Annotated in this window: 17 protein-coding genes and 2 pseudogenes; 11 read left to right on the top strand and 8 right to left on the bottom strand. The window is 60.9% G+C overall.

Annotated features, from left to right (window positions below; translation table 11 throughout):
* Positions 1–8: 8 nt before the first annotated feature.
* Positions 9–1,310, bottom strand: a complete 1,302-nt coding sequence (gene aceF, locus NF876_RS28830; protein ID WP_210805558.1) for a dihydrolipoyllysine-residue acetyltransferase — start codon at positions 1,308–1,310, stop codon at positions 9–11.
* A gap of 31 nt (positions 1,311–1,341) precedes the next feature.
* Complete coding sequence (gene mdeB / locus NF876_RS28825; RefSeq protein ID WP_210805556.1) at positions 1,342–4,017, bottom strand: alpha-ketoglutarate dehydrogenase; 2,676 nt, start codon at positions 4,015–4,017, stop codon at positions 1,342–1,344.
* Positions 4,018–4,137: 120 nt separating this feature from the next.
* Between mdeB and NF876_RS28820 the strand changes: the two genes are divergently transcribed.
* The gene (locus NF876_RS28820) at positions 4,138–4,626 is read left to right on the top strand and encodes an Lrp/AsnC family transcriptional regulator (protein WP_210805554.1); all 489 of its coding nucleotides are present in this window, start codon (positions 4,138–4,140) and stop codon (positions 4,624–4,626) included.
* Between the two features lie 156 nt (positions 4,627–4,782).
* Here the strand turns inward: NF876_RS28820 and NF876_RS28815 are convergent.
* A pseudogene (locus NF876_RS28815) lies at positions 4,783–4,974 on the bottom strand (DDE-type integrase/transposase/recombinase); the annotation flags it as partial.
* A gap of 249 nt (positions 4,975–5,223) precedes the next feature.
* Here NF876_RS28815 and NF876_RS28810 point away from each other — a divergent pair.
* Complete coding sequence (locus NF876_RS28810; protein WP_262271780.1) at positions 5,224–6,456, top strand: IS110 family RNA-guided transposase; 1,233 nt, start codon at positions 5,224–5,226, stop codon at positions 6,454–6,456.
* Here NF876_RS28810 and NF876_RS28805 read toward each other — a convergent pair.
* Positions 6,409–7,227 carry an IS6 family transposase gene (locus tag NF876_RS28805; protein WP_262271784.1) on the bottom strand — a complete coding sequence of 273 codons (819 nt, stop codon included), beginning with the start codon at positions 7,225–7,227 and terminating at the stop codon, positions 6,409–6,411. The genes NF876_RS28810 and NF876_RS28805 overlap by 48 nt on opposite strands.
* Positions 7,228–7,312: 85 nt before the next feature.
* On the bottom strand, positions 7,313–10,660 hold the full coding sequence (locus tag NF876_RS28800; RefSeq protein ID WP_262271783.1) for an adenylate/guanylate cyclase domain-containing protein: 3,348 nt from the start codon (positions 10,658–10,660) through the stop codon (positions 7,313–7,315).
* 300 nt (positions 10,661–10,960) lie between these two features.
* On the opposite strand from NF876_RS28800, the gene NF876_RS28795 reads away from it, so the two are divergent.
* The 5 genes and pseudogenes from NF876_RS28795 (at position 10,961) to NF876_RS28775 (ending at position 14,834) form a co-directional block, all read left to right on the top strand.
* Positions 10,961–12,046, top strand: a complete 1,086-nt coding sequence (locus NF876_RS28795; RefSeq protein ID WP_262271779.1) for a TRAP transporter substrate-binding protein — start codon at positions 10,961–10,963, stop codon at positions 12,044–12,046.
* A gap of 355 nt (positions 12,047–12,401) precedes the next feature.
* A pseudogene (locus tag NF876_RS28790) lies at positions 12,402–12,680 on the top strand (IS110 family transposase); the annotation flags it as partial.
* Between the two features lie 213 nt (positions 12,681–12,893).
* Positions 12,894–13,088, top strand: a complete 195-nt coding sequence (locus tag NF876_RS28785; protein WP_262271778.1) for an MBL fold metallo-hydrolase — start codon at positions 12,894–12,896, stop codon at positions 13,086–13,088.
* A 3-nt stretch (positions 13,089–13,091) separates the two neighbouring features.
* Complete coding sequence (locus tag NF876_RS28780) at positions 13,092–13,634, top strand: oxygen-binding di-iron domain-containing protein (RefSeq protein WP_373696735.1); 543 nt, start codon at positions 13,092–13,094, stop codon at positions 13,632–13,634.
* Positions 13,635–13,835: 201 nt separating this feature from the next.
* Complete coding sequence (locus NF876_RS28775; RefSeq protein ID WP_262271776.1) at positions 13,836–14,834, top strand: methyltransferase; 999 nt, start codon at positions 13,836–13,838, stop codon at positions 14,832–14,834.
* Between the two features lie 48 nt (positions 14,835–14,882).
* Here the strand turns inward: NF876_RS28775 and NF876_RS28770 are convergent, their stop codons facing one another.
* The gene (locus NF876_RS28770) at positions 14,883–15,272 is read right to left on the bottom strand and encodes a cupin domain-containing protein (protein WP_262271775.1); all 390 of its coding nucleotides are present in this window, start codon (positions 15,270–15,272) and stop codon (positions 14,883–14,885) included.
* 828 nt (positions 15,273–16,100) lie between these two features.
* On the bottom strand, positions 16,101–17,021 hold the full coding sequence (locus tag NF876_RS28765) for a dihydrodipicolinate synthase family protein (protein ID WP_262271774.1): 921 nt from the start codon (positions 17,019–17,021) through the stop codon (positions 16,101–16,103).
* A 153-nt stretch (positions 17,022–17,174) separates the two neighbouring features.
* Here NF876_RS28765 and NF876_RS28760 point away from each other — a divergent pair, with 153 nt between their 5' ends.
* Entirely contained in the window at positions 17,175–17,558 is a 384-nt protein-coding gene (locus tag NF876_RS28760; RefSeq protein WP_262271773.1) for an SGNH/GDSL hydrolase family protein, read from the top strand.
* 52 nt (positions 17,559–17,610) lie between these two features.
* Here the strand turns inward: NF876_RS28760 and NF876_RS28755 are convergent, their stop codons facing one another.
* Complete coding sequence (locus NF876_RS28755) at positions 17,611–17,937, bottom strand: hypothetical protein (protein ID WP_262271772.1); 327 nt, start codon at positions 17,935–17,937, stop codon at positions 17,611–17,613.
* Between the two features lie 1,187 nt (positions 17,938–19,124).
* Between NF876_RS28755 and NF876_RS28750 the strand changes: the two genes are divergently transcribed.
* The 3 genes from NF876_RS28750 to NF876_RS28740 all read left to right on the top strand — a co-directional run bounded on the left by NF876_RS28750 (position 19,125) and on the right by NF876_RS28740 (position 21,468).
* Complete coding sequence (locus tag NF876_RS28750; RefSeq protein ID WP_262271771.1) at positions 19,125–19,760, top strand: glutathione S-transferase family protein; 636 nt, start codon at positions 19,125–19,127, stop codon at positions 19,758–19,760.
* 33 nt (positions 19,761–19,793) lie between these two features.
* Positions 19,794–20,651 (top strand): alpha/beta hydrolase, encoded by an 858-nt coding sequence (locus NF876_RS28745; RefSeq protein WP_262271770.1) that lies wholly within the window; start codon positions 19,794–19,796, stop codon positions 20,649–20,651.
* A 217-nt stretch (positions 20,652–20,868) separates the two neighbouring features.
* A complete protein-coding gene (locus NF876_RS28740; RefSeq protein WP_262271782.1) occupies positions 20,869–21,468 on the top strand; it encodes an IMPACT family protein in 600 nt (199 codons plus the stop codon).
* Positions 21,469–21,850: the final 382 nt, after the last annotated feature.

Raw genomic sequence — 21,850 nt, 5'->3', positions numbered from 1 at the left:
CAGATACCTCAAAGCAGGGCGCGACGGAAGTCGCCCAACAGTGCCGCGACGTGGCCGAGGAAGCGTGCAGCGGCGACCCCGTCGACCACCCGGTGATCCCACGACAGGCTAATGGGAGTGATCAGACGCGGCTCGAACGCCGTGCCGTTCCAAACTGCCTGCGTCTGAGAGCGAGCGGCCCCGAGGATCGCAACCTCAGGAGCATTAATGATCGGCGTAAACCCAGCGCCACCAATACCTCCAAGCGAGGAGACAGAGAAGCAGCCCCCTTCCATATCGGCAGGGGCCAGCTTGCCTTGGCGGGCCTTTTCGGAAAGTGCTGCCATTTCGCTCCCGATTTCGATCAAACCCTTTCGGTCGCAGTCGCGGATCACCGGAACCATCAGCCCCTTTGGCGTGTCGACCGCGAAACCGACATGCACATAGCGTTTCATCACTAAGCTCGTCCCGTCGAGCGAGCTGTTGAAGCGCGGATACTGCCGCAGGGCAAGCGCTGACGCCTTGATAAGGAAGGCCACCATCGTGAGCTTCACCGGCGGATCCCTCCGCTCATTGTTGACCGCCGTCCGCAACGCTTCGAGCTCAGTCACATCCGCATTGTCGAAATTGGTCACATGGGGGATATGCAGCCAATTGCGGTGCAGGTTTGCACCCGAGATTTGCTGGATGCGGGACAGCGGCTCGCGCTCGATCTCTCCGAATTTCGAGAAGTCGAACGTCGGCATGGGCGGCAGCGGGGCGCCCGAAATGGATTCCGCATTTCCGGAAATCGACCCAGACAGGCGGCTCTTGACGAACGCCTGGACGTCTTCCCGCAGAATGCGTCCCTTCCGGCCTGTGGCGGAGACCTTCGAAAGATCGACACCAAGCTCGCGCGCATAGCCGCGAACTGATGGCGTTGCGTGGATCGACTGCAATCCGGCCGGCACGGGAGCTGCGGAAGCGGCGGCCGCAGGTTCCACCTTAGGCGCTGTAGTGACCGGCGCTTGCCGCTCGGCTTCGGCCTTCGACGCGGGGAGCGTGGGTGCGGTGTCGGTGGCGGACGCCTGCGTTGCCGGAGCGTCAGCATCGTCTATTTCAAGGATTGCTACAGCATCGCTCGTGGAGACCTTCGAGCCAAGCCCGACGAGAAATTCCACAATCCGACCGGCCGATGGAGCAGGAACCTCAAGGGTCGCCTTGTCGGATTCCAGCGTAATAATGGGCTGATCGGCCTTCACAGCCTCTCCTGGCTTAACCAGGATCTCAACGACGGGGACATCCTTGTAATCGCCGATATCCGGTAGCTCAATTATTTTTCTGGCAGCCATGGCCGCGCCTTCCTCTATCGACTTTGCTGACTCAGCGCGACCAAGGCGCAGCTTCGTTGACGGTCAGGTCATACTTTGAAACGGCCTGACCGACTGATTCTGAGGCAATTGCACCTTCCGCGGCTAGGCTCGATAGGGCTGCCAACACAACATAATAGCGATCAACTTCGAAGAAGCTGCGCAGCGCCTTACGATTATCGCTGCGGCCGAATCCGTCCGTGCCGAGCGTGATGAACCGCGCACCAACATAAGATGCGATCAATTGGGGATAGGCTCGGACATAGTCGGTGGCTGCGATAATCGGAGCAGAGCCCTCCAAAAGTCTGGTGACGTGGCTTTTGCCGTAACCGGCTCCTCGGAAGATCTGCTGGCGCTCCAGTTCGCGCGCTTCGCGTGCAAGCTCGCTGAAGCTGGTAACGCTGAAGATGTCGGCCTCAACGTTCCAGTCGCTCTTCAGTAGTTCCGCGGCGGCAACGACCTCCGGCAGGATCGCACCTGATCCTAGTAGACGAACGGCAGCCGGAGCATCTAAGGGGCCCGAAAGCTTGTACATGCCGCGTATGATGTCGCCTTCGATACCAACAGGAATCGAAGGCTGCGCATAGGCCTCGTTCATTGCAGTGACGTAGAAGAACTCGTCGGCGCCCTCCTCCATCATCCGCCGGGAGCCATGGTCGATGATGACGGCCATCTCGTAGGCATACGCCGGATCGTATGCGCGGCAAGTCGGGATGGTCGACGCCACCAGGTGGCTGCTGCCATCCTGGTGCTGGAGACCCTCGCCGCCCAGCGTCGTCCGACCAGCTGTAGCTCCGATCAGGAATCCGCGCGCCCTCTGGTCGGCAGCGGCCCAAATCAGGTCACCAATCCGCTGAAACCCGAACATCGAATAATAGATGTAAAAAGGCAGCATGGGCTCGCCATGCACGCTGTACGAGGTCGCTGCGGCCACCCAGGAGGAGATCGCTCCCGCCTCCGTGATGCCCTCCTCAAGTAGTTGGCCGTCCTTCGACTCCTTATAATACAACATTGTCCCGGCGTCTTCGGGCTCGTAGAGCTGACCGAGCGGCGAATAGATACCGACCTGTCGGAACAGGTTGTCCATTCCGAACGTCCTGGCCTCATCGGCAACGATTGGCACAATGCGCGGGCCCAACTCCTTGTCTTTGAGGAGCATGCTGAACAGGCGCACCGCGGCGACGGTCGTCGACATCTCCTTACCACCAGCCCTGAGGGCAAACTCGGCATAGCTCTCGATCTCCGGCACCGGGTAAGGCTTCGCAGCCGTTCTGCGAACCGGAAGGTATCCGCCCAGTGCCTCACGCCTGGATTTCAAGTACGAAATCTCAGCCGACTCGTCGGCGGGCTTGAGGAATTCGAGGTTTTCGACGTCGGCATTCGAAAGCGGCAGAGAAAATTTGTCGCGGAATGCCAGGAGCGCGTCGACATCAAGCTTCTTGGCCTGGTGTGCCGTCATCTTCGACTCGCCAGCGCGGCCCATACCGTAGCCCTTTTTGGTCTTGGCTAGGATGACGGTCGGGCGCCCCTTGCAATCTTTCGCCTTCTGGAAAGCGGCAAAGAGCTTTCGGAAATCGTGCCCGCCGCGCTTCAGTTGATCGATATCCTGATCGGACATGTGTGCGACAAGCTGCTTAACCTCGGGATCGGCATCGAAGAAATGCGCGATGTTGTAGGCGCCATCTTTTGCGCCGAGCGTTTGGTATTGCCCGTCGACCGTCTCAGCAAAGCGCTTCAACAAGCTGTGGTTGGTATCGCGGACGAAGATCGCATCCCACTCCGAGCCCCACAGGACCTTTACGACGTTCCAGCCGGCACCCTTGAAGATGGATTCTAACTCCTGGACGATCTGACCGTTACCTCGCACCGGGCCGTCGAGCCGTTGCAGGTTGCAGTTAATGATGAAGGTCACGTTGTCGAGATTCTCGCGGGCGGCGAGAGACAAGGCCGCGACCGACTCCGGCTCATCCATCTCGCCATCGCCAAACACACCCCAAACATGCCGCTCGTTAGTATCGAGCACACCCCGATCACGGAGATAGCGCATGAAGCGAGCCTGATAGATCGCGCTGATAGGGCCGATGCCCATCGAACCTGTGGGGAACTGCCAGAAGTCCGGCATCAGCCAGGGATGGGGATATGAGCATAACCCTGGCCCGGTGATTTCCTGGCGATAATAGGCGAGGTTCTCGGAGGAAAGCCGCCCTTCCAGGAAAGCCCGCGCATAGACACCGGGCGCCGAGTGCGGCTGGAAGAAGACGAGGTCACCCTTGCCCTGCTCTCCGCCGCCACGGAAGAAATGGTTAAAGCCAATCTCGAAGATCTCCGCGGCTGACGCGTAGCTGGCGACGTGCCCACCGAGATCGCCATAAGCCCGGTTCGCTCTGACCACCATGGCGAGCGCATTCCAGCGGATGATCGAGGTGATCCGCTCTTCCATGACAAGATCGCCAGGGAAAGGTGGCTGTTTGTCGAGCGAGATTGTATTGCGATAGGGCGAGTAAGGAAGAGTGTCGGAAAGGACGCCTAGCTCGCGCGCCCGGCGGTCTAGCGAAGTCAGAACAAATTTGACGCGATCTGCTCCATCGCGCCGCGTCATCGCCTCCAGAGATTCCAGCCAATCAGCTGTTTCGTTCGGGTCGATATCGCGCGAACCGTCGAAACTATCCCGCTTGATACTTTCAGACATTCTAATACTCCTAGTACGCAAGAGGCTAACAGGGCCTGGCCAGAATGTCCTGCTGAACATACCAACTTGAATCATTGTGTCAGCATGATATGCTTCGTTCTCGTGTTTTGGAGATATAAAATGCTGCGAAACTCCATTGACCGAGCCGATCGACGAATCCTGACGGAGCTGCAGTTGGCGGGTAGGATTTCAAATGTGGAGTTGGCGAGCAGAGTTGGGTTGTCACCATCTCCATGCCTTGCCCGCGTGAAGCAACTCGAAGAGAAAGGCATTGTCAGTCAGTATGTAGCCCTTCTAGATCCAGAAAACATCGGGAGCACCATTAGTGTATTTATTCAAATATCTCTAAAGAGTCAGAATGAAAAAAACTTAGAGAATTTCGAGAAGGTAGTAATAGGTCTGCCTGAGGTGATGGAGTGCTACCTAATGTCCGGCGATGCTGATTATTTACTTCGGGTTGTAGTTACTGACACTGTCGCTTTGCGGAATTTTGTTTTAGATAAGCTAACGAAAATTGAGGAGGTATCTAGCATTAGATCCAGCTTCGCATTGAAGCAGGTCAAATACAAAACGGCGCTTCCGATCGATCAGCTTTGGCCTGATCATTAGGTCGTATCTGAAGTATTTTGGAGGACACGATGATGAAGTATCCAGATCTTGAGATCGACCTCCTCAGCACGTTCGCGGCTGTTGCGGATCGCCGAGGTTTCACGGCACTGTTGTAGTAACTTGAAAGGGCATAACGAACCCCGTCAAACAGGCCGCTCAGGCAGCAAGACCGAAGAGGCGTATTTCGCCTGTCGCTCGACGTCCCCGCTTGTTGTAATGACCGCGGCGGATCATGCGCATGATTTCAAAGCGCATTAGAGTTGCGGCGGCGGTTTTCATGGTCCGGAAGCCGCGTGTCGGCCGGATGACGCGCTTGAGCGCGCCGTGATCCGCCTCAAGGACGTTATTATCGGGCATGAATAGGCGCGACACCTCCATTCAGGTTTCTGAAGGCTGACGGATCAGGTATCCTCGGCGTACCGGGATAGGGGTGTCGGGAGCACGGAAGGTGGGCAGGCCGAATGTATTTGTGAGCTGAGAGCTCGTGTTATTAATCTAGCCGCCCCTTCGACTGGCCCGGGTGCGCTGCGAGCGCGGATCCGTAGTTGTCGTGTGGCCCACTGGCTCCCGAAGTTGCTTAAGCCACAGGAGCCGGAAATGAGGATCATTGCTCTCGATGTCCATCGTTCCTTTGCCCAGATGGCAATCCTGGAGAAGGGAGTTATCCGGGATGCCGGCAAGATCGAGCTCGAACGCAGCCGCCTGCTGCACTTTGCCAAGACCCTGAGGCCCAATGATGAGGTCGTCCTAGAGGCGACCGGCAACACCAGCGCCATCGTGCGCCTGCTGTCGCCGTTCGTGGCACGCGTGGTGATTGCCAATCCCAACCTGGTGCGGGTGATCGCCTGGGCTAAGGTCAAGACCAACAAGATTGACGCGCGCGTGCTGGCGAAGCTCCATGCCAGCGGGTTCCTACCCGAGGTCTGGATGCCGGACGAGGAGACCGAGGCCCGCCGCTGTGTCACGGCCGAACGCACCCAGCTGGTCGCGCAGATGACCCGCCTCAAGAACCGGATCCACTCGGTTCTGCACGCTCACCTGATCCCACCCTATCAAGGCAGCCTGTTCTCGAAACGCGGAAGGGCCTGGTTGGAGGCCCTTCCGCTCGCCGAGGATCAGCGCCGAGTGATCCTGCGCCATGCCGGTGAGTTGGATCGGCTTGGGGCCGAGCTCGCGGAGCTGGACAAGAGCCTCGCCCAAAAGGCGCTCGATGATCCGCAGGTCAGACGGCTGATGACGATCACGGGGGTGAATGCCACGGTGGCCATGAGCGTCCTGGCAGCGATCGGCGACATCACACGCTTCTCCTCGCCGCAAAAGCTGGTGAGCTACTTCGGCCTCAATCCGAAGGTGCGGCAATCAGGCGATAAGCCCGCCTACCATGGGCGCATCAGCAAACAGGGACGGGCCCACGCCCGCTCGATGCTGGTCGAGGCAGCCTGGGTGATCTCCGGCGTACCAGGCCCCCTGCGGGCCTTCTTCATCCGCATCAGGAACAAGCGCGGCAAGTCGGTGGCGGCCGTAGCAACGGCACGCAAGCTGGCGGTGATCGTCTGGCACATGCTGAGCAAAGATGAAGACTACACCTGGAGCCGGCCGGCGCTGCTGCAGTGGAAACTGCGCTACTTGGAACTGGCAGCGGGATATCCATCGCACCGGGGTGGCCGGCAAAAAGGACCGGCGGCCGCGTATAGCAACAAGGCTGTGCGTGAGGCAGAGCGGGAGATGGTCGGCCAGGCCGAGGAAGCTTACCGGCGGTTTGTGGCCAGCTGGAAACAACGATCACCGACGGGGTGCTCGGGTGCCGCCAATGAGGTGCGACAATCCTAAGCTGCGCGGCAGGGTTGCAACCTCACGCCCTGCTCTTCGCTCCGGGGTCACCCGAGCTCCATGACTATAGCAGAACCAGCCCTGCCGATCCACTCGTCGGTAGGCGGTGAGGGCCATACAACTTCTCGCCGTCCAGGTGGATCCGGCAAGCCTCTCGTTACGCCATGACGTGCTCAGACCAAGTTCATCCCGGCAGTAGGTAGACAGCGTCTGTCTGAGACTAACAGATGATACGAAAAATGCTCCCACCGACGTCGAAAACGGCTTGTCAAATACATCCGTCAAATATTTCGCGGTGCGGTGTACCACATCGTTCGGCAGAAGCCCTTCGTTCTGCAGGCGCAGGATGGCCTTGGGATACGACGCCAGTTTGTCGGTCGTGATCGATGAAGGAGGATAGTCGCTCATCACCCGCAGGGCTTTGCGCAGGAAGCGATACGCCGCTCCGGTGTCACGCCAACTGGCCAGCATGGAGGCGATCAGCCGACCGTGTTTATCGACCGCTCGAAACAAGTATCGCCAGCGCCCACCCACTTGCACATAGGTCTCATCTACTCGCCATGAGCCTGAACGATGTCCCTGGTTCGGTCGCACCCGCTTCTCAATCTCCGGAGCATAGCGTTGGACCCAACGAAAGATCATGCTTGGACTGACGCTGACACTGCGCTCAGATAGCATTTCAGCCAGATCGCGATAGCTGATCCCGTACTTGCAGTACCAGCGCACGCACAGCAGGATGATTTCGACCGGAAAGCGACGGCGCTTGAACAGAGATACGGGAGCGGATCCTTGATGAACCGCTCTTCGCTATACGGCCGAGGTTAATGCAACGGCGCCCGTTGGAGCCCGGTTCAGATCATGGGTTCAGATTACTTATCCCATTGCATGTAACCGGCCCAAGCTCATCGAAGAGGGCTCTTGCGTCGAGCAGAGCTGGTATATCATCATTGAACAGCCCGCAGATCCGTGTAAGAAGCTCACGAGCCGCTTGTGTTCGATCTTGCAGGTACCACATCCGCGCAAGGCTGGTCGCCGCCTGCAGTTCCCAAAGTCTTGCATTCTGCCCCCTCGCCAAGGCGAGAGCCTGCTGAAAGCAGAGTTCTGCTTCCTGCCGATCAGGCTCACCCACGGCCAACAGCAACTCACCCCGAACTCGGTGAAGTTCTGCTTCGATCCATCGGCCTCCTGTATGCCGAATTTGTGTCAGGGCCTCCTCCACAAGGATCAGGCCTTCCTGCGCACGATCTGCTTGCCTGTTGGCATTTGCCAGTAGGCCAAGGAAGTAGGGCGACCACATGTCTGCGCCAGTCGCTCGGTAGTCGACCAACCCCTGCTTCATCTCGGCAAGGCCTTCAGGCACTCGCCCGATCTCAGCCTGTGCCCACCCGTGGATGATTGAGCCGATCGCGCGATAAAGAGGAAAGCCCTGTTCCACCCCGAGTTCGATTGCAGCTTGTGCTTGTGCTTCGGCTCTCTGTGGATCCCGCAGCAGCTGGTTGAAGATGCACCCCCATGCAAAGGCAACCGCGGCGGTGCCAGGATGTTTAAGCTCACGCACAAGGGCTGGCACCCGGCTGCCATAATCTGATGCTTGCTTCGGATCTCCGAGAATAAGGTTCAGCTGCGACAGCCAACACAAGCACATGACGCGAGAGTCGATGGCATAAACAATCCCCGAATTGCGGTCCCGCACTGGATCATAAAGCGCGAGCGCCGCCTCGAAAGCATCGCAGCTCTCGGTAAAGCGGCCGTACTGGCACATAACTGAGCCTATCATGCGGTGGCCGATCATCTGAGCAGCCCCATTAGCCTGCTCTCGGCCGGCTCGCAGGAGATCGGATGCGATCTCATGGGCCTCCCTCAAGGCGCCACGCTGGAAATAAAAAACGGATTGCCCATAGAGAATCGGGAAGAGCTCCGGAACATTGCCGAGGTTAAGGCAGAGCTCATGCGCTCGGGCGTAGGCACGGCCGGTCTCGGGCGCGGCAAATCCCTTCCCAGCAATGGAAGCTTGACCAAGCGCAAGTTGCAGACGGAGTTCGTGTCTTTGACGATCCTGACCCTGAGCCAGATCCTGCAACACCGACAGCCCCTCGGTCAGGTGCGTGACCGCTTCGGCCATCGCAGAGCGGGCAAGCGCCTGTTCTCCGGCCCGCCGCCAGTACTCCACCGCCTGCTCTAAGAGCCCAGCCTCGGTATAGTGCCGGGCCAGCAGTTCCGGCTCCATGTCCTGGGTCTCGGGGAAGTGCTCCTCCAGCGCTCGCCCGATGCTGGCGTGCAGCTGCTGCCGTCGCGATTTGAGCAGGCTCTCGTGAGCGGCGTCCCGCACCAGAGCGTGCTTGAACGCGTAGTGGGTCTCGGGTGGCGTGCCGCGTCGGAAGATAAGCTCGGCGGCGGTGAGCCGATTGAGGGCGGACTGCAGATCCGGTTCCGGCACCGGAGAGACTGCAGCAAGAAGTGAGTACGAAAATTCGCGTCCTATGCAGGCTGCCACCTGTGCCACTTCTCTCACACCCGGCACCCGGTCGAGCCGGGCCAGAAGAGAGGCATAGAGCGAGACCGGCACAGCTCCCGGAGCGATCGATCCCGCCTCCAGCACCGCCTTGGTCAACTCCTCGATGAAGAGCGGCACACCATCGGTCCGGGCTGCGATCTCCCTCAGCACTGCAGGCGGCACGCTTTGGGTGCCGCTCAAGCGCGAGACGATCGCCTCTGTGGGGACGCGGCCGAGGCGGTTAAGCGTGAGGCGCGTCACATGCGGATGGCCTCCCAGGTTCGGCTGGTTGTCGGGCCGGCTTGTCAGCAGCATCAAGGCGCGGGCATTCGCAATCCGATCCAGGACCTGGCTGAAGAGTTCGAGCGTCGTGGGATCGATCCAATGAGCGTCCTCTACGACGATCAGAACTGGATGCCGGCGCTCGAGTCCGAGGAACTGCTGGATCAGGGCCGCCTGCATTCGGGCACGCCGTTGCTGGGAGCTCAGCTCCTGAATAGAACTGGGCAATTCCGCTTCAATGCCGAGCAAGGCGGCAATCAGCGGGGCGGCCTCCGAAATATCATCGGCTCCCCGGCGCAGCAGCGCCTCAATCTTTTGCCGTTTCTGCTCATCACTGTCCTCGGGCGTGAGCCCAGCTGCAAAGCTGAGCTGTTGCACAACGGGCCATAGTGGCGTGCCTGTATATTGGGGCGAGCACTGATAGCGCAGGACGATGTGAGGGTCCTCGGTCGTCTCATCCAGCAGGGCCTGCACCAAACGGGACTTGCCGATGCCTGCCTCACCAACCACGAGCACCGCTTGGCCTTCCCCCGCAACGGACTGGCGCCACCGCTCCAGGACCAGCGCCAACTCCTGATCGCGTCCCATCATGGGCATTGAGCGCTCTGAGTGGCGCGCTTCGAACCGGCTCTCAGCCAGATGGGGACGAAGAACTTCAAAGCTGTTGACCGGTTGATCGAAGCCCTTGAGGAGGACGGGACCGAGATCACGCAGATCGAAAGCATCACCGAGAAGCCGGCGTGTGCCAGCGGCAATCACCACGGTCCCAGCGGTGGCGATCTCCTGCAGTCGCGCTGCCAGGTTCGGCGTTTCGCCGACCACGGACTCCTCACGGGCCGCGCCATCGCCAATCAGATCTCCGACAATAACGAGGCCTGTGGCAATCCCCACTCGCGCCGCAAGCGGCTCCCCGAGGGGAGTGGAACGGCGTCTGACAGCCTGAACGATGGTGAGGCCAGCCTGCACGGCACGCTCGGGATCGTCCTCGTCCGCCCTCGGCCAACCGAAATAGGCCAGTACCCCATCGCCCATCAGCTTGGCGAGGTGGCCTCCCAGGCGGGCAATCTCACCGACCACGGCATCCTGGTAGGCATGGAGGACATTCCGCATCTCCTCCGGGTCGAGGCGAGAAGAGAGGGCTGTTGAGCCAACCAAGTCGACGAACATTAACGTCAGTTGGCGCCGCTCGGCATGCTGCGCTGCCGGTGTGGCAGGCGAATGGGTTGGCGGAAGCCCTGATGCTCCTTCAGCTGGTTCAGCCAATTCAGTTATCGCAGCCAAAAGCCGCTTGCGATGGCCAAGCGATAGGATGCCAAGTTCGCGCAGGTCGCCATCGGTCAACCTCGGAAGCAGGCCCGCGTCGATGTCGTTGTCGCGGAACGCCTGCTCATATTGACCAAGTCCCAAGTCTCGCAGCCACGCTTCGATGGTTACCGCATCCCCATAGCAGGACCTCGCGTTTTGCTCAAAGCGCAGCCTACCCGAAAAATAATAGCCCCGCCTAGCTTGCCGCAGCTAGAATCTAAACAGCCCGCCTGTCATGCCTCACAACGAGCGGCTTGGGCTGCCGTCATCGGAAGAATAGTATCCTGCCAAAGTAATGAAGCGCCAAGCCTTCTCCCTCCTCCGGTGAGATTGCCAGCCCACTTTCTTGCCCCACAACTAAGGTTCGGCTGCAGCGGCCGGCCAAGACGGTTGGCAATCTGGAGCCCAAAGGAAGGAACGCCCATGAAACGCCGTCAGTTTTTGGCCACGGCAGCAGGCGGGGTTGCCGCCACTGCCTTGGCAGCCCCTGCAGTTGGGCAGTCCATGCCTGAGGTGCGCTGGCGCCTGCAATCAGCCTTTCCGAAGTCGCTGGATACGCTCTGGGGAGGAGCTGATCTGTTCTGCCGACTTGTGTCGGATCTGACAGAGGGCCGCTTTCAGATCCAGCCTTTTGCTGCGGGCGAGATCGTTGGCACCTTCCAGGTCGCCGATGCGGTTGGGGATGGCACGGTCGAGGCAGGCTATGCGACGACGTACTACTACGTGGGGAAGGATCCGACTTTTGCACTGCCTTGCGACTTTCCATTCGGGCCGAATGCACGCCAGAAGACGGCATGGATGTACCATGGTGGTGGTCTTGACCTGTGCAACGAGTTCTTCGCTAAACACAGGATGTACGCGGTCCCCGCGGGCAATACCGGTGCCCAGATGGGCGGATGGTACCGCAAGGAAATCAAAACCGTTCAAGATCTTCAAGGCCTCAAGATCCGCATTGGTGGCCTTGGCGGTCAGGTGCTGCAGCAACTTGGGGCTGTGCCCCAGCAGATCGCGGCTGGTGACATCTATCCGGCGCTCGAGCGCGGCACGATCGATGCGGCGGAGTTTGTCGGCCCCTATGATGATGAGAAGCTTGGCTTCAGCAAAGTCGCTCCGTTTTATTATTACCCGGGTTGGTGGGATGGCGGCCCGCTCATCCATGTGATGATCAACATCAATCGCTGGAACGCACTTCCCAAGGTCTACAGGGCGGCAGTCAACGCGGCCGCCGCGCAAACATACATTGACGTGCTGGGCAAGTATGACGCCCGCAATCCAGCGGCGGTTCGCCGGCTGGTCGGGGCCGGCGCTCAGCTGCGGCCATTCAGCCAGGAACTAATGGAAGCTGCGTTCAAGGCATCCAACGAACTCTATGACGAGATCTCAACCAAGAACCCTGATTTCAAGAAGCTCTACGAGAGTGTTCGCGCGTTCCGGAACGAAGAGTATCTCTGGTTCCAAGTCGCCGAATACGCCTATGACAGTTTCCTGATCCGCTCGCGGGCGAAATGACATACAGAGAGGAAGTGCGCGAGACCTGCGCACTTCCTCTCTGTTGGCCTTCACCGTCGTGCTGGCACCTATTGGCACGATCAAAGAGGTTGCGCCTGCAGGAACCTACATCCACTGCTCCTCTGCTAGGCCTGCTTCCATGTAGAGCGAAATGGATTTCTGATTATCATGGTGCCGGTTCCACTGCCTAAATGAAACCGGGTAAATAATTGGAATTGCGCCGCTCACGATTTCATTCCCGAATCTTGCTGTGATATCGAGAAGGCCGAAGACCGCTTCTGATGCTGTGGATGGCTCCCACCCAGCGGTGAGGTAGCATGGTTGCTTCGAGCAGCCAGCGACACAGGAGCATCCCATGAGCACGGTCACCACCATTGGCTTGGACATCGCCAAGTCCGTCTTTCAGGTGCATGGCATCGATCCCGGAGGGGGAGTGATCATCTGACGCCAGGTCAGGCGCGGGCAGCTGCTCAAGTTCTTTGCCAGCCTGCCGCCGTGCCTGATAGGCATTGAGGCGTGTGCCTCGGCTCATCACTGGTCGCGCGAGCTCCAGAGCCTTGGCCATGAGGTCAAGCTCATGCCGCCGGCTTACGTCAAGCCGTATGTGAGGCGGCAGAAGAACGACATGGCCGAGCGGCGTTGGTGCTTGCGATGGGACATCTTCTCCTCCCGATGGACTAGCGCAAGGTGAGATGTCAACCGGATCATATCGTGTTGCAGCCTGCGCGGCGACCCGAAACTGGCACCGTCGAAAGGCGCCTGGAAGTGACAGTGATTGCCGAATTTCCCGGACGGAATGCCGGATTCAATCCGTGCTGGTGCTGAGGGTAGACCAGGGAACAGCCCGATGGAAACCCGCATTGATGAGATCGGTGACCGCATCTACCGCCTCTCGACCTACGTGCCCGACATCGCGCCGCCGGCCGGCTTCACCTTCGATCAGTTCCTCATCCTTGGTGAGGAGCCGATGCTCTTCCACGCCGGCTTCTGGCGCATGTTTCTGCTGGTGTTGGAAGCGGTGTCCCGGCTCATGCCGGTGTAGGGTCTGCGCTGGATCACGTTCGGCCACTACGAGGCCGACGAGTGCGGCGCCATGAACGAATGGCTGGCTGTGGCCCCGAACGCGCAGGTTGCGCATGGGATGACCGGATGCTTAGTGTCGCTGAACGACATGGCCAATCGACCGACGCGGGTGCTGGCGAATGGCGAGGTGATCGACATCGGTGGCAAGCGGATCCGCTACATTGACACACCCCATGTGCCGCACGGCTGGGATGCTGGAGTAATCTACGAGGAGACAACCAGAACGCTGTTCTGTGGCGATCTCTTCACGCATTTCGGCAATGGTCCTGGGATTACGGAACACGACATCGTCGGTCCGGCGCTCGCCGCCGAGGACATCTTCTACGACACGGGGCTCGGACCTAGCATTGCGCCGACGGTTCGCCGGCTGGCTGATCTGGCCCCATGCACCTTGGCTCTCATGCACGGCTCTTCGTATGTCGGTGATACCGTTGCGGCGTTGCACGATCTGGCCGACGCTTACGATCGGCGCCTGCGTGCCGCCATGGCCGAGATGCCGGCTTGATGCGTCCGCCAGCGAGGTAACACCTGATTGCAGTCGTATCCTGCTGGCGCTGCTGCATCATCGTCGCGCTCAGGTGTGGTGACGATCCGCTCTCCGCCGGGAAGCCTCGGTCGCTTCCGGATGAAGTCGTGTTCGTTGCTCACCGTAACCGCCTCTCGCTGAGGAAACATGCCATGACTCAAACAATCGCCCCCCTCTCCCGTGAAGATCCTCCAGCTTGGCAGCGCCTTCTGGGCCTCCAAGACACTGCTCAGTGCCGTGGAGTTAGAGCTCTTTACAAAGCTGGCTGAGAGCGGACCGCTCGAGGTCGCGCAGGTCCAGAGTGCCGTGGGCCTGCATGAGCGCAGCGCTCGCGATTTTCTGGACGCGCTGTTGGCCCTCGGCCTGCTCCAGCGGAGCTCAGACGGACGCTACACCAACACACCCGAAACAGATCTCTACCTCGACCGCCATAAAATGTCATATGTCGGCGGCATCCTCGAGATGATGAACGGGCGGCTCTACCGGTTCTGGGGCAACCTCACCGAGGCGCTCAGGACCGGCCTGCCCCAGAACGAGACCCGGCACGGGGAGCCCGACCTGTTTGCCGCGGTTTATGCGGAGCCCGCCCGCTTGGAACTCTTCCTGGGTGCGATGACCGGCTTAAGCCTGCCAACCGCCCGCGCTATCGCAGGCACCTTCCCGTGGAGTGAGGTTCGCACCTTTGCCGACATTGGCTGCGCTCAAGGCGGCCTGACCGCGGAGATCCCCCGTGCTCACCCTCACCTGAGAGGCATCGGCTTCGATCTGGCAGCTGTGCAGCCGGTGTTCGAGCGGTATGTGGCCCAGCAGGGTCTCGAGGAGCGCGTGACCTTCCAGACTGGCGATTTCTTCAAAGATCCTCTTCCCAATGTCGATGTGCTGGTGATGGGCCACATCCTTCACGACTGGAGCCTTGAGGAAAAAAAGCTCCTACTCCGCAAAGCTTACGAGGCGCTGCCCACCGGCGGGGCGCTCATTGTCTACGACGCCATGATCGATGATGGGCGGCGCGAGAATGCGTTCGGCCTGCTGATGAGCCTGAACATGCTGATCGAGACCCCAGCTGGGTTCGACTACACCGGTGCGGACTGTCGCACCTGGATGGCGGAGCCCGGCTTCCAGGACGTGCGGATCCAGCCGCTGCAGGGCCCCTACTCGGCGGCCATCGGGCGGAAGTAACGGAGCACAAGGAGCCGCGGGTTGGTTCGTGACGAGGCCGCTAGACCATCAAACGGTTGGGCTCCAAACCCCGTCGACGGCAGCGGCCTCGTCTTCACCCGGCCATGGTGGCATGGTGGTTCCCACCGCCTCCAGGGGTTCGGGCGAAACCGAGCGAAACTGGAAGTGGGCTCCTACCGGGATTGAGGTGGCGACCCCAGGCTCCACATCGACGATTTCGTCCCGGTCGTGCGAGGGGCGCCACATCTGCCCCCGGCCCGAGATGAAGTACCAGACTTCCTCGACGCTCCGGTGTGCCATAGCTTTTGAGACCGCATGCGGCGGCAGCGTGAAACGCGCGAGGCTGCCCCGGCTCGTGCTGCACAGGACCCGCACCTCGGACCCATCGGGAGCAATCGCATCCGGAAGCGCGCCGAGCCGGCAGGTCGCAAACGACATGAGCCATCCTCCTGCACCCGATGGATAGAGGTTACCACATTGAAGAGGTCAGTGTGCGACGATGCCTTCATGACCTCCCGGTCGACCCAGGCCCTTGATCGATGCGTACTTCATGGCTGTGCCGTTCCACAGGTCCACCACCCCGGGTGACTGCATACCGGAGGCTCACCCCGCCCGATTGCCCTGTTGAAAGCTCCGGAACGCGGACCATGGCTGTTGCATTGCCTCAAGCCCTGATCGGCTCATTCAGGAACGGCAACCACCATGTTCGATACTGTGCCTTCGACATTGCTCACCATTTTTCTGGCGTTCTGCGTTCTCTGGCTGGTCGTACAAGCCCTTCGAAGGATTGTGAGATCTCGTCGGGGGAGGCGAGAGCCCGTTTTGGAACCTGTATCTGAATCTCAGCGAAATGAGCATGGCCGAACCACCCCCCACCCAACCCATCCTCTCTCCACCATCCCGGATGCGGCGGACGTTCTGGCTCTGAAAGCCGCCATCGACAACCTAGCGCGGCAGGTTGCGGCTCTCGAGAAACGGCTGGCGTCCGGTCCAACACTCGTGGGGCCGACGCAAGCTCCTCCACCTGATCGAGTCATCGAGCCGCGACCCGAGCTATCGCCGGTGACACCAGACCATCGCATCTGAGACAGGGATTCCAGACATCCCAAGGCTCCACAGGGTAGGCTCAGGAGCGCCGGAGGAGAGCATGAGGGCTTGAGGGACAGTGGTAGCCAATCAGCCTCAGGCTGCTGCCGTGCCTTCGCGCCTTTGATCCTCAAGCTGCCCCCCTCGCAGTCTCCAAAGCGGAGAGCATAAGGTTATGTGTCATGTGAGAGTGTCCGGTCCCTCAGTGACGAGCGCGGGCAGGTGTGCGAGCGTATCGGCGACCTGACGCTTTGCCGTGTCAGAAAGTGGGAGGAGGGGTCGTGGTGGCGCAGTGCGGCAGATATCGAGGAGGTCGGCGAGCGCGTAGATGACACGCAGGCTCGAGTACTGCCTGAATAATTCCCAAAGCGGTTCAAGCGCACTGTCGAGCCGACGCGCCTCGGCGGCATCGCCTTGCTGCGCGGCCCGGACGAGCCTCAGGCACACGCCCGGCAACAGACCGCCAAGGACGCTGTACCAGGTATCGGCTCCGGCGAGCATCGTCTCCGCCACCGTCCAATCCGCACTGCACCCAATCGAGAAGCCCTGCGGGACGAGCGCGCGCTGGGCGGCAAGGTGCCGGGCCGTGTCCTCGGCCCCAACACCGGGATTCTTGATCGCAACGATGCCCGGCACCTTCGCGAGACGGGCGACGAGATCCGGCGTGAACTGGAAATGCGTCGTGCCAGGATTGTCATAGATCACGATTGGCAGACCACCCTCGCGCGCCACGGTCGAGAAGTGCTCGAAGACCTCGTCGTCGGTGAGCGGCGTGTAGGACGCGGCCGAGAGTAGACCCGCCGCCGCACCGATGTCCTTGGCATCTCGGGCGAGCGCGACTGCCTCATCGGTGCGCAGGGCGCCAATCCCGGCGATGACCGGAATCCGGCCGGAGGATTCGTCCATCGCGGCCTCGACTGCCCGGCGCCGCTCGCCGCGGGTCAGGTACATATAGATGCCGGTGCTGCCGAGCAGGCCGATCGAGTCGACCCTGGCCGCAACCAGGCGGCCCACCAGCCTGCGTAGCGCGGCAGTGTCGACGCAGCCGGCAGCGTCGGTGGGCGTGATCGGGAAAGCCGACAATCCTTGAAGCGGCGCCATGGGGAACCTCGAGGCTTCGTTCATGGGCGGAACAGTAGCAGTGGATATCGGCGATGCCAAAATGACCGCACTAGCGGCGACTACGAGGGCTACCTTCCGGCCTTCCGGTGAAACCCCGATCCGAGGACTTGCCGCTCCTCCTTGAGGAGCATAGTGGCCGATCTGGCCCACCAAGGCACGACCGATGTCCTCGTACCCAACCTTCCGGCTATCCGGATCACCCCGGCGGTACAGGCGCAAGGCTCCCGGGCCGTCGAGGCTGCAAACAACCTTTCCGCGCAATTCAACAAGGCCCCTGATCAGGCTCTATCGGACTTTGCCAGCCAGAACGGACTGCGACTGTATCGTCTCGACGTCTGGCAGATGGCCGAGCGGGTCCGCACCGATCCGGCCGCGCTGGGCTTCTCCAACGTCACCACTCCCTGTGATCAGCACCGGAACTGTGACGGTTATCTGTATTGGGATGAGGTCCACCCGATCACGCAGGCCCACCGGCGCCTGGCGGAAGCCGCCGTCCAGGTGCTGGGCGAGCCATAGAGGTCAGCAAAGACACTGCAGGTCGCAGGGACAAAGCCCAGGGCGTCTGCTGTTAGCTCTGAAGCTCAGGCGGAACGGCTGAGAGATCCTCGTGATCGTGGTCAACCGGCACGAGGAAGGTCACAAACACACCATCGTCATCCTCCGCGTCCTCATCAGCGTCGTTGACGTCGAATTCAGAAGCCTCGAAGGCAGCGACCTCCTGATCCGATGCAGGACGGATGGTCAGCGATGCCTGCCCATCCCACAACGGCGTTCCGTCGCTGGTCATCACGGTCAGATCCTCCTTGAACTCGTCGCTTTCGAAGATGTCCCGCGCCCGACCTTCTTCCGCATCAGTGATCGCAATAGGTCTGCCATCGATCTCAAGAGTGAACATCGCCTCTCCTGCTTGTCACTGGTTGAGCGGCCATCCGCATGCCATATCCAACGACTGTCGCAGGCGTCGGTTCGCTGCAGGTCAACGGGCGCTCGGGTCAGTTCCTGTCTTGGCACCGGCTTCTCTAGCCAAGGTACGCCTTGTTCTTCTCCTCACTCGACATGCCACGCCGCACTTCGCTTGTTCGAGGGAGAGCGAAGCTGCCTCAGACGTGCGAAGAGGGCCTGGCGGGGATTGGAGATGGGTGTCCAAGCCCTCTTCCGGCCGTCGGGCAGGAGCTGTGGCCAGACCAAGCATGGGCCGGTCCGTGATCCCTGTCGACTCGCCTTTTGCGCCTCTTGGCAGGCTGCCGCGGTGCAGGCAGGCTCCAGAGGTTACGTCGAGGCGGTTCAGATGTCAGGCGATCGTAAGCTGTTGAAGCAGGCGTTGCGGGAGTTGGTGACCCTCAAACATCGCATCCACGACCCATCCCGGTTCCGGGGATAGCTCTATACGACAGCTTTGAATGAGTGGGCCGAGCGCCTCAACGTCGACCCCGGCAAGCTCAACAAGCTGGTGCAGATCCGCGAGGCAATTGCATGCGCGCCCCTACATTAGAAGCCTCTGGATGAGGACGCGCACGGTCTGAGCCAGGCTGAGGTGATGAGCAGGGTCGGCCCGCGTCTGGCGGATCGGCGGGAACTGGGAGCCAATGGGAGGGCTCTTCTGTTGGACATTGAGCGTGCTTGTCTAGGTCATGACCTCGTGCGGAACGCTCGATCTCCAAAGCGCCAAGTAGAAGAAAGCCACCAGATCCAACGCTGCGTGATGTCGCCTCCCCGGCGACCCTGCTGTCCCGTCGGCGAAGGGCGAGTCAGAGGATTTCTGAGGCAACAATGTCTCGTTGTGTCATTGTTCTCTTCGCACTTGGTCAAATCGGCTCGGCTGCCATGTTGCGGTGGAACCGTCTCACCACCCCCCATGGATCTCAATTCCAACCCCAAGGCCGTGCTGAAGAGCGGTCCGTGTCTCGTTTTTGGTCATGCCCAAGACCGAGACCCTCATACGGATCCAGTTGGGCGGGACCCTGTCCCGTGAACTCACCGGCCGCCATCCCCCCTACCGCTCCTGGGGCATCGTCTAGCTCGGGTCGGCTGCTATCTCTTGGGTCTCAGAGCATTACCAGCTACTCTGGCTCAGGAGCCGCCATGATCACGCTTTACACCTGGACCACGCCGAACGGCCGCAAGGTGCCCATCATGCTGGAGGAGACTGGCCTTGCTTACGAGGTGCGGCCGGTCAATCTCGGGAACAACGAGCAGTTCTCGCCCGACTTCCTGGCCATCTCGCCCAACAACAAGATCCCGGCCATCGTCGATGACGAGGCGGAGGGTGGCCCGCTCACCCTCTTTGAGAGCGGCGCCATCCTGACCTACCTCGCTGAGAAATCCGGCCGCTTTCTCGCCCCTTCCGGGCCGGCTCGGTACAGGGCGCTGGAATGGACCTACTGGCAGGTCGGCGGCCAGGGGCCCATGCTCGGTCAGCTCGGCTTCTTTGCCAAACGCTCGGACGAGAAAGCGCCGCTGGCGATCAAGCGCTTTACCGATGAGGCCGATCGCCTGCTCACGGTCATGGAGCGGCGTCTGGCTGAAGTACCGTACCTGGCCGGCGACGCGTACACGATCGCCGACATTGCAGCCTATCCCTGGACAGTGGCGGCCACCACGTTCCTGAAGGATGTTCTGACCGACAGTCTTGCCACCAAACCATCACTCCACCGCTGGCTGAGAGAGGTCGGAGAGCGCCCTGCGGTTCAACGCGGAATGGCAGTGCCGAAGCTCTAGGGGCGGACCGTGGCAGCGTACCGGTCTCGTTCAATGGTCCGCCGTTTCCGACTGCTCGCCATCGCGCTCCTCGCTTTGTATGTCTGCGCACTGGCTGTGTTGTTCGTGAACCAGCGCAGCTTGCTGTATCCGGCCTCGGATCGGCGCACCAGTGTTGCGGAAGCAGGCCTCACCGGCTTTCAGGATCTGGTTTTCCAGACACCAGACGGCGAACGGCTGGTAGCGTGGTGGAAGCCACCGCAGCCCGGCAAGGCGCTGATCCTGTACTTCCATGGCAATGGCGGCAGCCTCTGGAACCAGCGCTTCCGTGCCCGGGCCCTGTCAGCATCGGGGCGTGGATTGCTCATGATCAGCTACCGCGGCTACTCCGGCTCGACCGGCTCGCCCACGGAGGCGGGCCTGCATACCGATGCCCGCACCGCCTATGAGTGGGTGAAGCAATCTCATGAAGCCTCTCGGCTGGTCGCGTATGGCGAGTCCCTTGGCACCGGGGTGGCGGTGCGGCTGGCCAGTGAGCAGCCCTTGGCCGGCCTGATCCTCGACGCGCCCTACACCTCCACGGCCGATGTGGCCAGCCTCACCTACTGGTATGTGCCCGTCTCCTGGCTGATGCTCGATCAGTTCCGCTCGCTGGACATCATCCAGCAGGTGAGGGCACCGATCCTGGTCCTGCACGGCACGGACGACCGCACCATCCCGTTCGCCTTCGGCGAGCGGCTGTATGCGGCGGCTCCCGAGCCGAAGCGCTTCATCCGCATCGAGGGTGGGAGCCACAGCCGCAATCTGGAGCAGGGTGGCATGGCGGCCGTGGAGGACTTCCTCGCGGCGGTCGAAGCCCATCTGCCCGAGCGTTCCTCCGGCAACGCCGTCACACCACAGCAAACACCATAGAGGCCCGATCTACCTCGTGATGGCTTTGCCGCATCAGCAGGAAGGCTGAGACATCCTTGATCGATCAATCCCACCATGCTTTATAGGGCAGGGCATTCAGAAGGTGGATGCTTGCACAGCATCAGCCCATAAGCCGTCCTTGACCATCCTTCTCTGGCACTCCTGGAAGTCGCTCCTCAAGGACAGAACATTCAACCGGTCAGGCCCGCGCACGCCCATGTTGACCTTGGAACGCTCTACCTCGCTCGAACAGATCATCAAGAAGAGCCGGTTCGTCGCGACAGCCGGCCCGGTTGCGAGCGACGAGGCCGCTAAGGAGTTCATCGCCGCGCACTCGGTCGGAGATGCCAACCACAACTGCTGGGCTTGGCGGGTGGGTCAGAGCTATCGCTGCACTGACGATGGTGAACCCAGTGGCACCGCCGGCAAGCTGATCCTGCAGGCCATTGATCGGTTATCCCTCGACAATGTCGCTGTTGTGGTTACGCGCTGGTTTGGAGGGGTTCTTCTCGGCAGCGGCGGCCTGATGCGGGCCTATGGGGGCACCGCAGCCGCCTGTCTGCGGACAGGCAAGCTGGTCGAGATCTTGGCCGTTCGCGAAGTCACTATCACCGTGACCTTTTCCGATCTGGCTTTGGTGACGGCGCGACTGGCCAGCAGCGCGGGTGTTCAGATCCGCCAGGAGCGCTTCACCGAGACAGGCGCAACGCTGACGGTGGATTTCCCTGAAGCGAGCGCCCTGCAAATCGCCCGCATGATCATCGACATCACCAGCGGCCGGGCATCGGTTGTGTTGGATCCTAGCATCGCCGGCTGATCTTAGGATCGGCAAGACTGCATCGGCTCACCCGCTGGTCGAACCTTACTGCCAGAATCAGCGAGCGTCAGGAAGCCGGCAGGGAGCGGAACTTATTACGGTTGCGCTGAATGACTCAGATCGACCCGCACCATCATGTGGCTCGGCATTCCATACCGTCCCGTTCCGCGAAACTCGCGGTAGGTTTGACATGCACTGGTTTTGCCCGATGCAGGAGAGACGACCTACCCGAGGGGTCAATGCGGACCTCCGGCTTAGTACTACAGCCGGGCCTTTCCTCGGTGCCGTGTGCGTTTGCGCCAGTGACATTCGCGCGCCCGCTGCTGATGGCGCCGACGCCACACCGACCAGTGCTCCACGGCCTCAAGCGAGGGCGGCCGCT

This window comes from Microvirga yunnanensis, from assembly GCF_025460875.1.
The sequence above is the reverse complement of the archived record's forward strand: the minus strand, read 5'-3'. Positions and strand labels throughout refer to the sequence as shown.

Coding starts and splice junctions, on each gene's coding strand:
- NF876_RS28770 (WP_262271775.1), bottom strand. CDS start 15,272: ATGTCGTTTGCGACCTGCCGGCTCGGCGCGCTTCCGGATGCGATTGCT.
- mdeB (WP_210805556.1), bottom strand. CDS start 4,017: ATGTCTGAAAGTATCAAGCGGGATAGTTTCGACGGTTCGCGCGATATC.
- NF876_RS28765 (WP_262271774.1), bottom strand. CDS start 17,021: ATGGCGCCGCTTCAAGGATTGTCGGCTTTCCCGATCACGCCCACCGAC.
- aceF (WP_210805558.1), bottom strand. CDS start 1,310: ATGGCTGCCAGAAAAATAATTGAGCTACCGGATATCGGCGATTACAAG.
- NF876_RS28755 (WP_262271772.1), bottom strand. CDS start 17,937: ATGTTCACTCTTGAGATCGATGGCAGACCTATTGCGATCACTGATGCG.
- NF876_RS28820 (WP_210805554.1), top strand. CDS start 4,138: ATGCTGCGAAACTCCATTGACCGAGCCGATCGACGAATCCTGACGGAG.
- NF876_RS28810 (WP_262271780.1), top strand. CDS start 5,224: ATGAGGATCATTGCTCTCGATGTCCATCGTTCCTTTGCCCAGATGGCA.
- NF876_RS28795 (WP_262271779.1), top strand. CDS start 10,961: ATGAAACGCCGTCAGTTTTTGGCCACGGCAGCAGGCGGGGTTGCCGCC.
- NF876_RS28785 (WP_262271778.1), top strand. CDS start 12,894: ATGGAAACCCGCATTGATGAGATCGGTGACCGCATCTACCGCCTCTCG.
- NF876_RS28740 (WP_262271782.1), top strand. CDS start 20,869: ATGTTGACCTTGGAACGCTCTACCTCGCTCGAACAGATCATCAAGAAG.
- NF876_RS28750 (WP_262271771.1), top strand. CDS start 19,125: ATGATCACGCTTTACACCTGGACCACGCCGAACGGCCGCAAGGTGCCC.
- NF876_RS28745 (WP_262271770.1), top strand. CDS start 19,794: ATGGTCCGCCGTTTCCGACTGCTCGCCATCGCGCTCCTCGCTTTGTAT.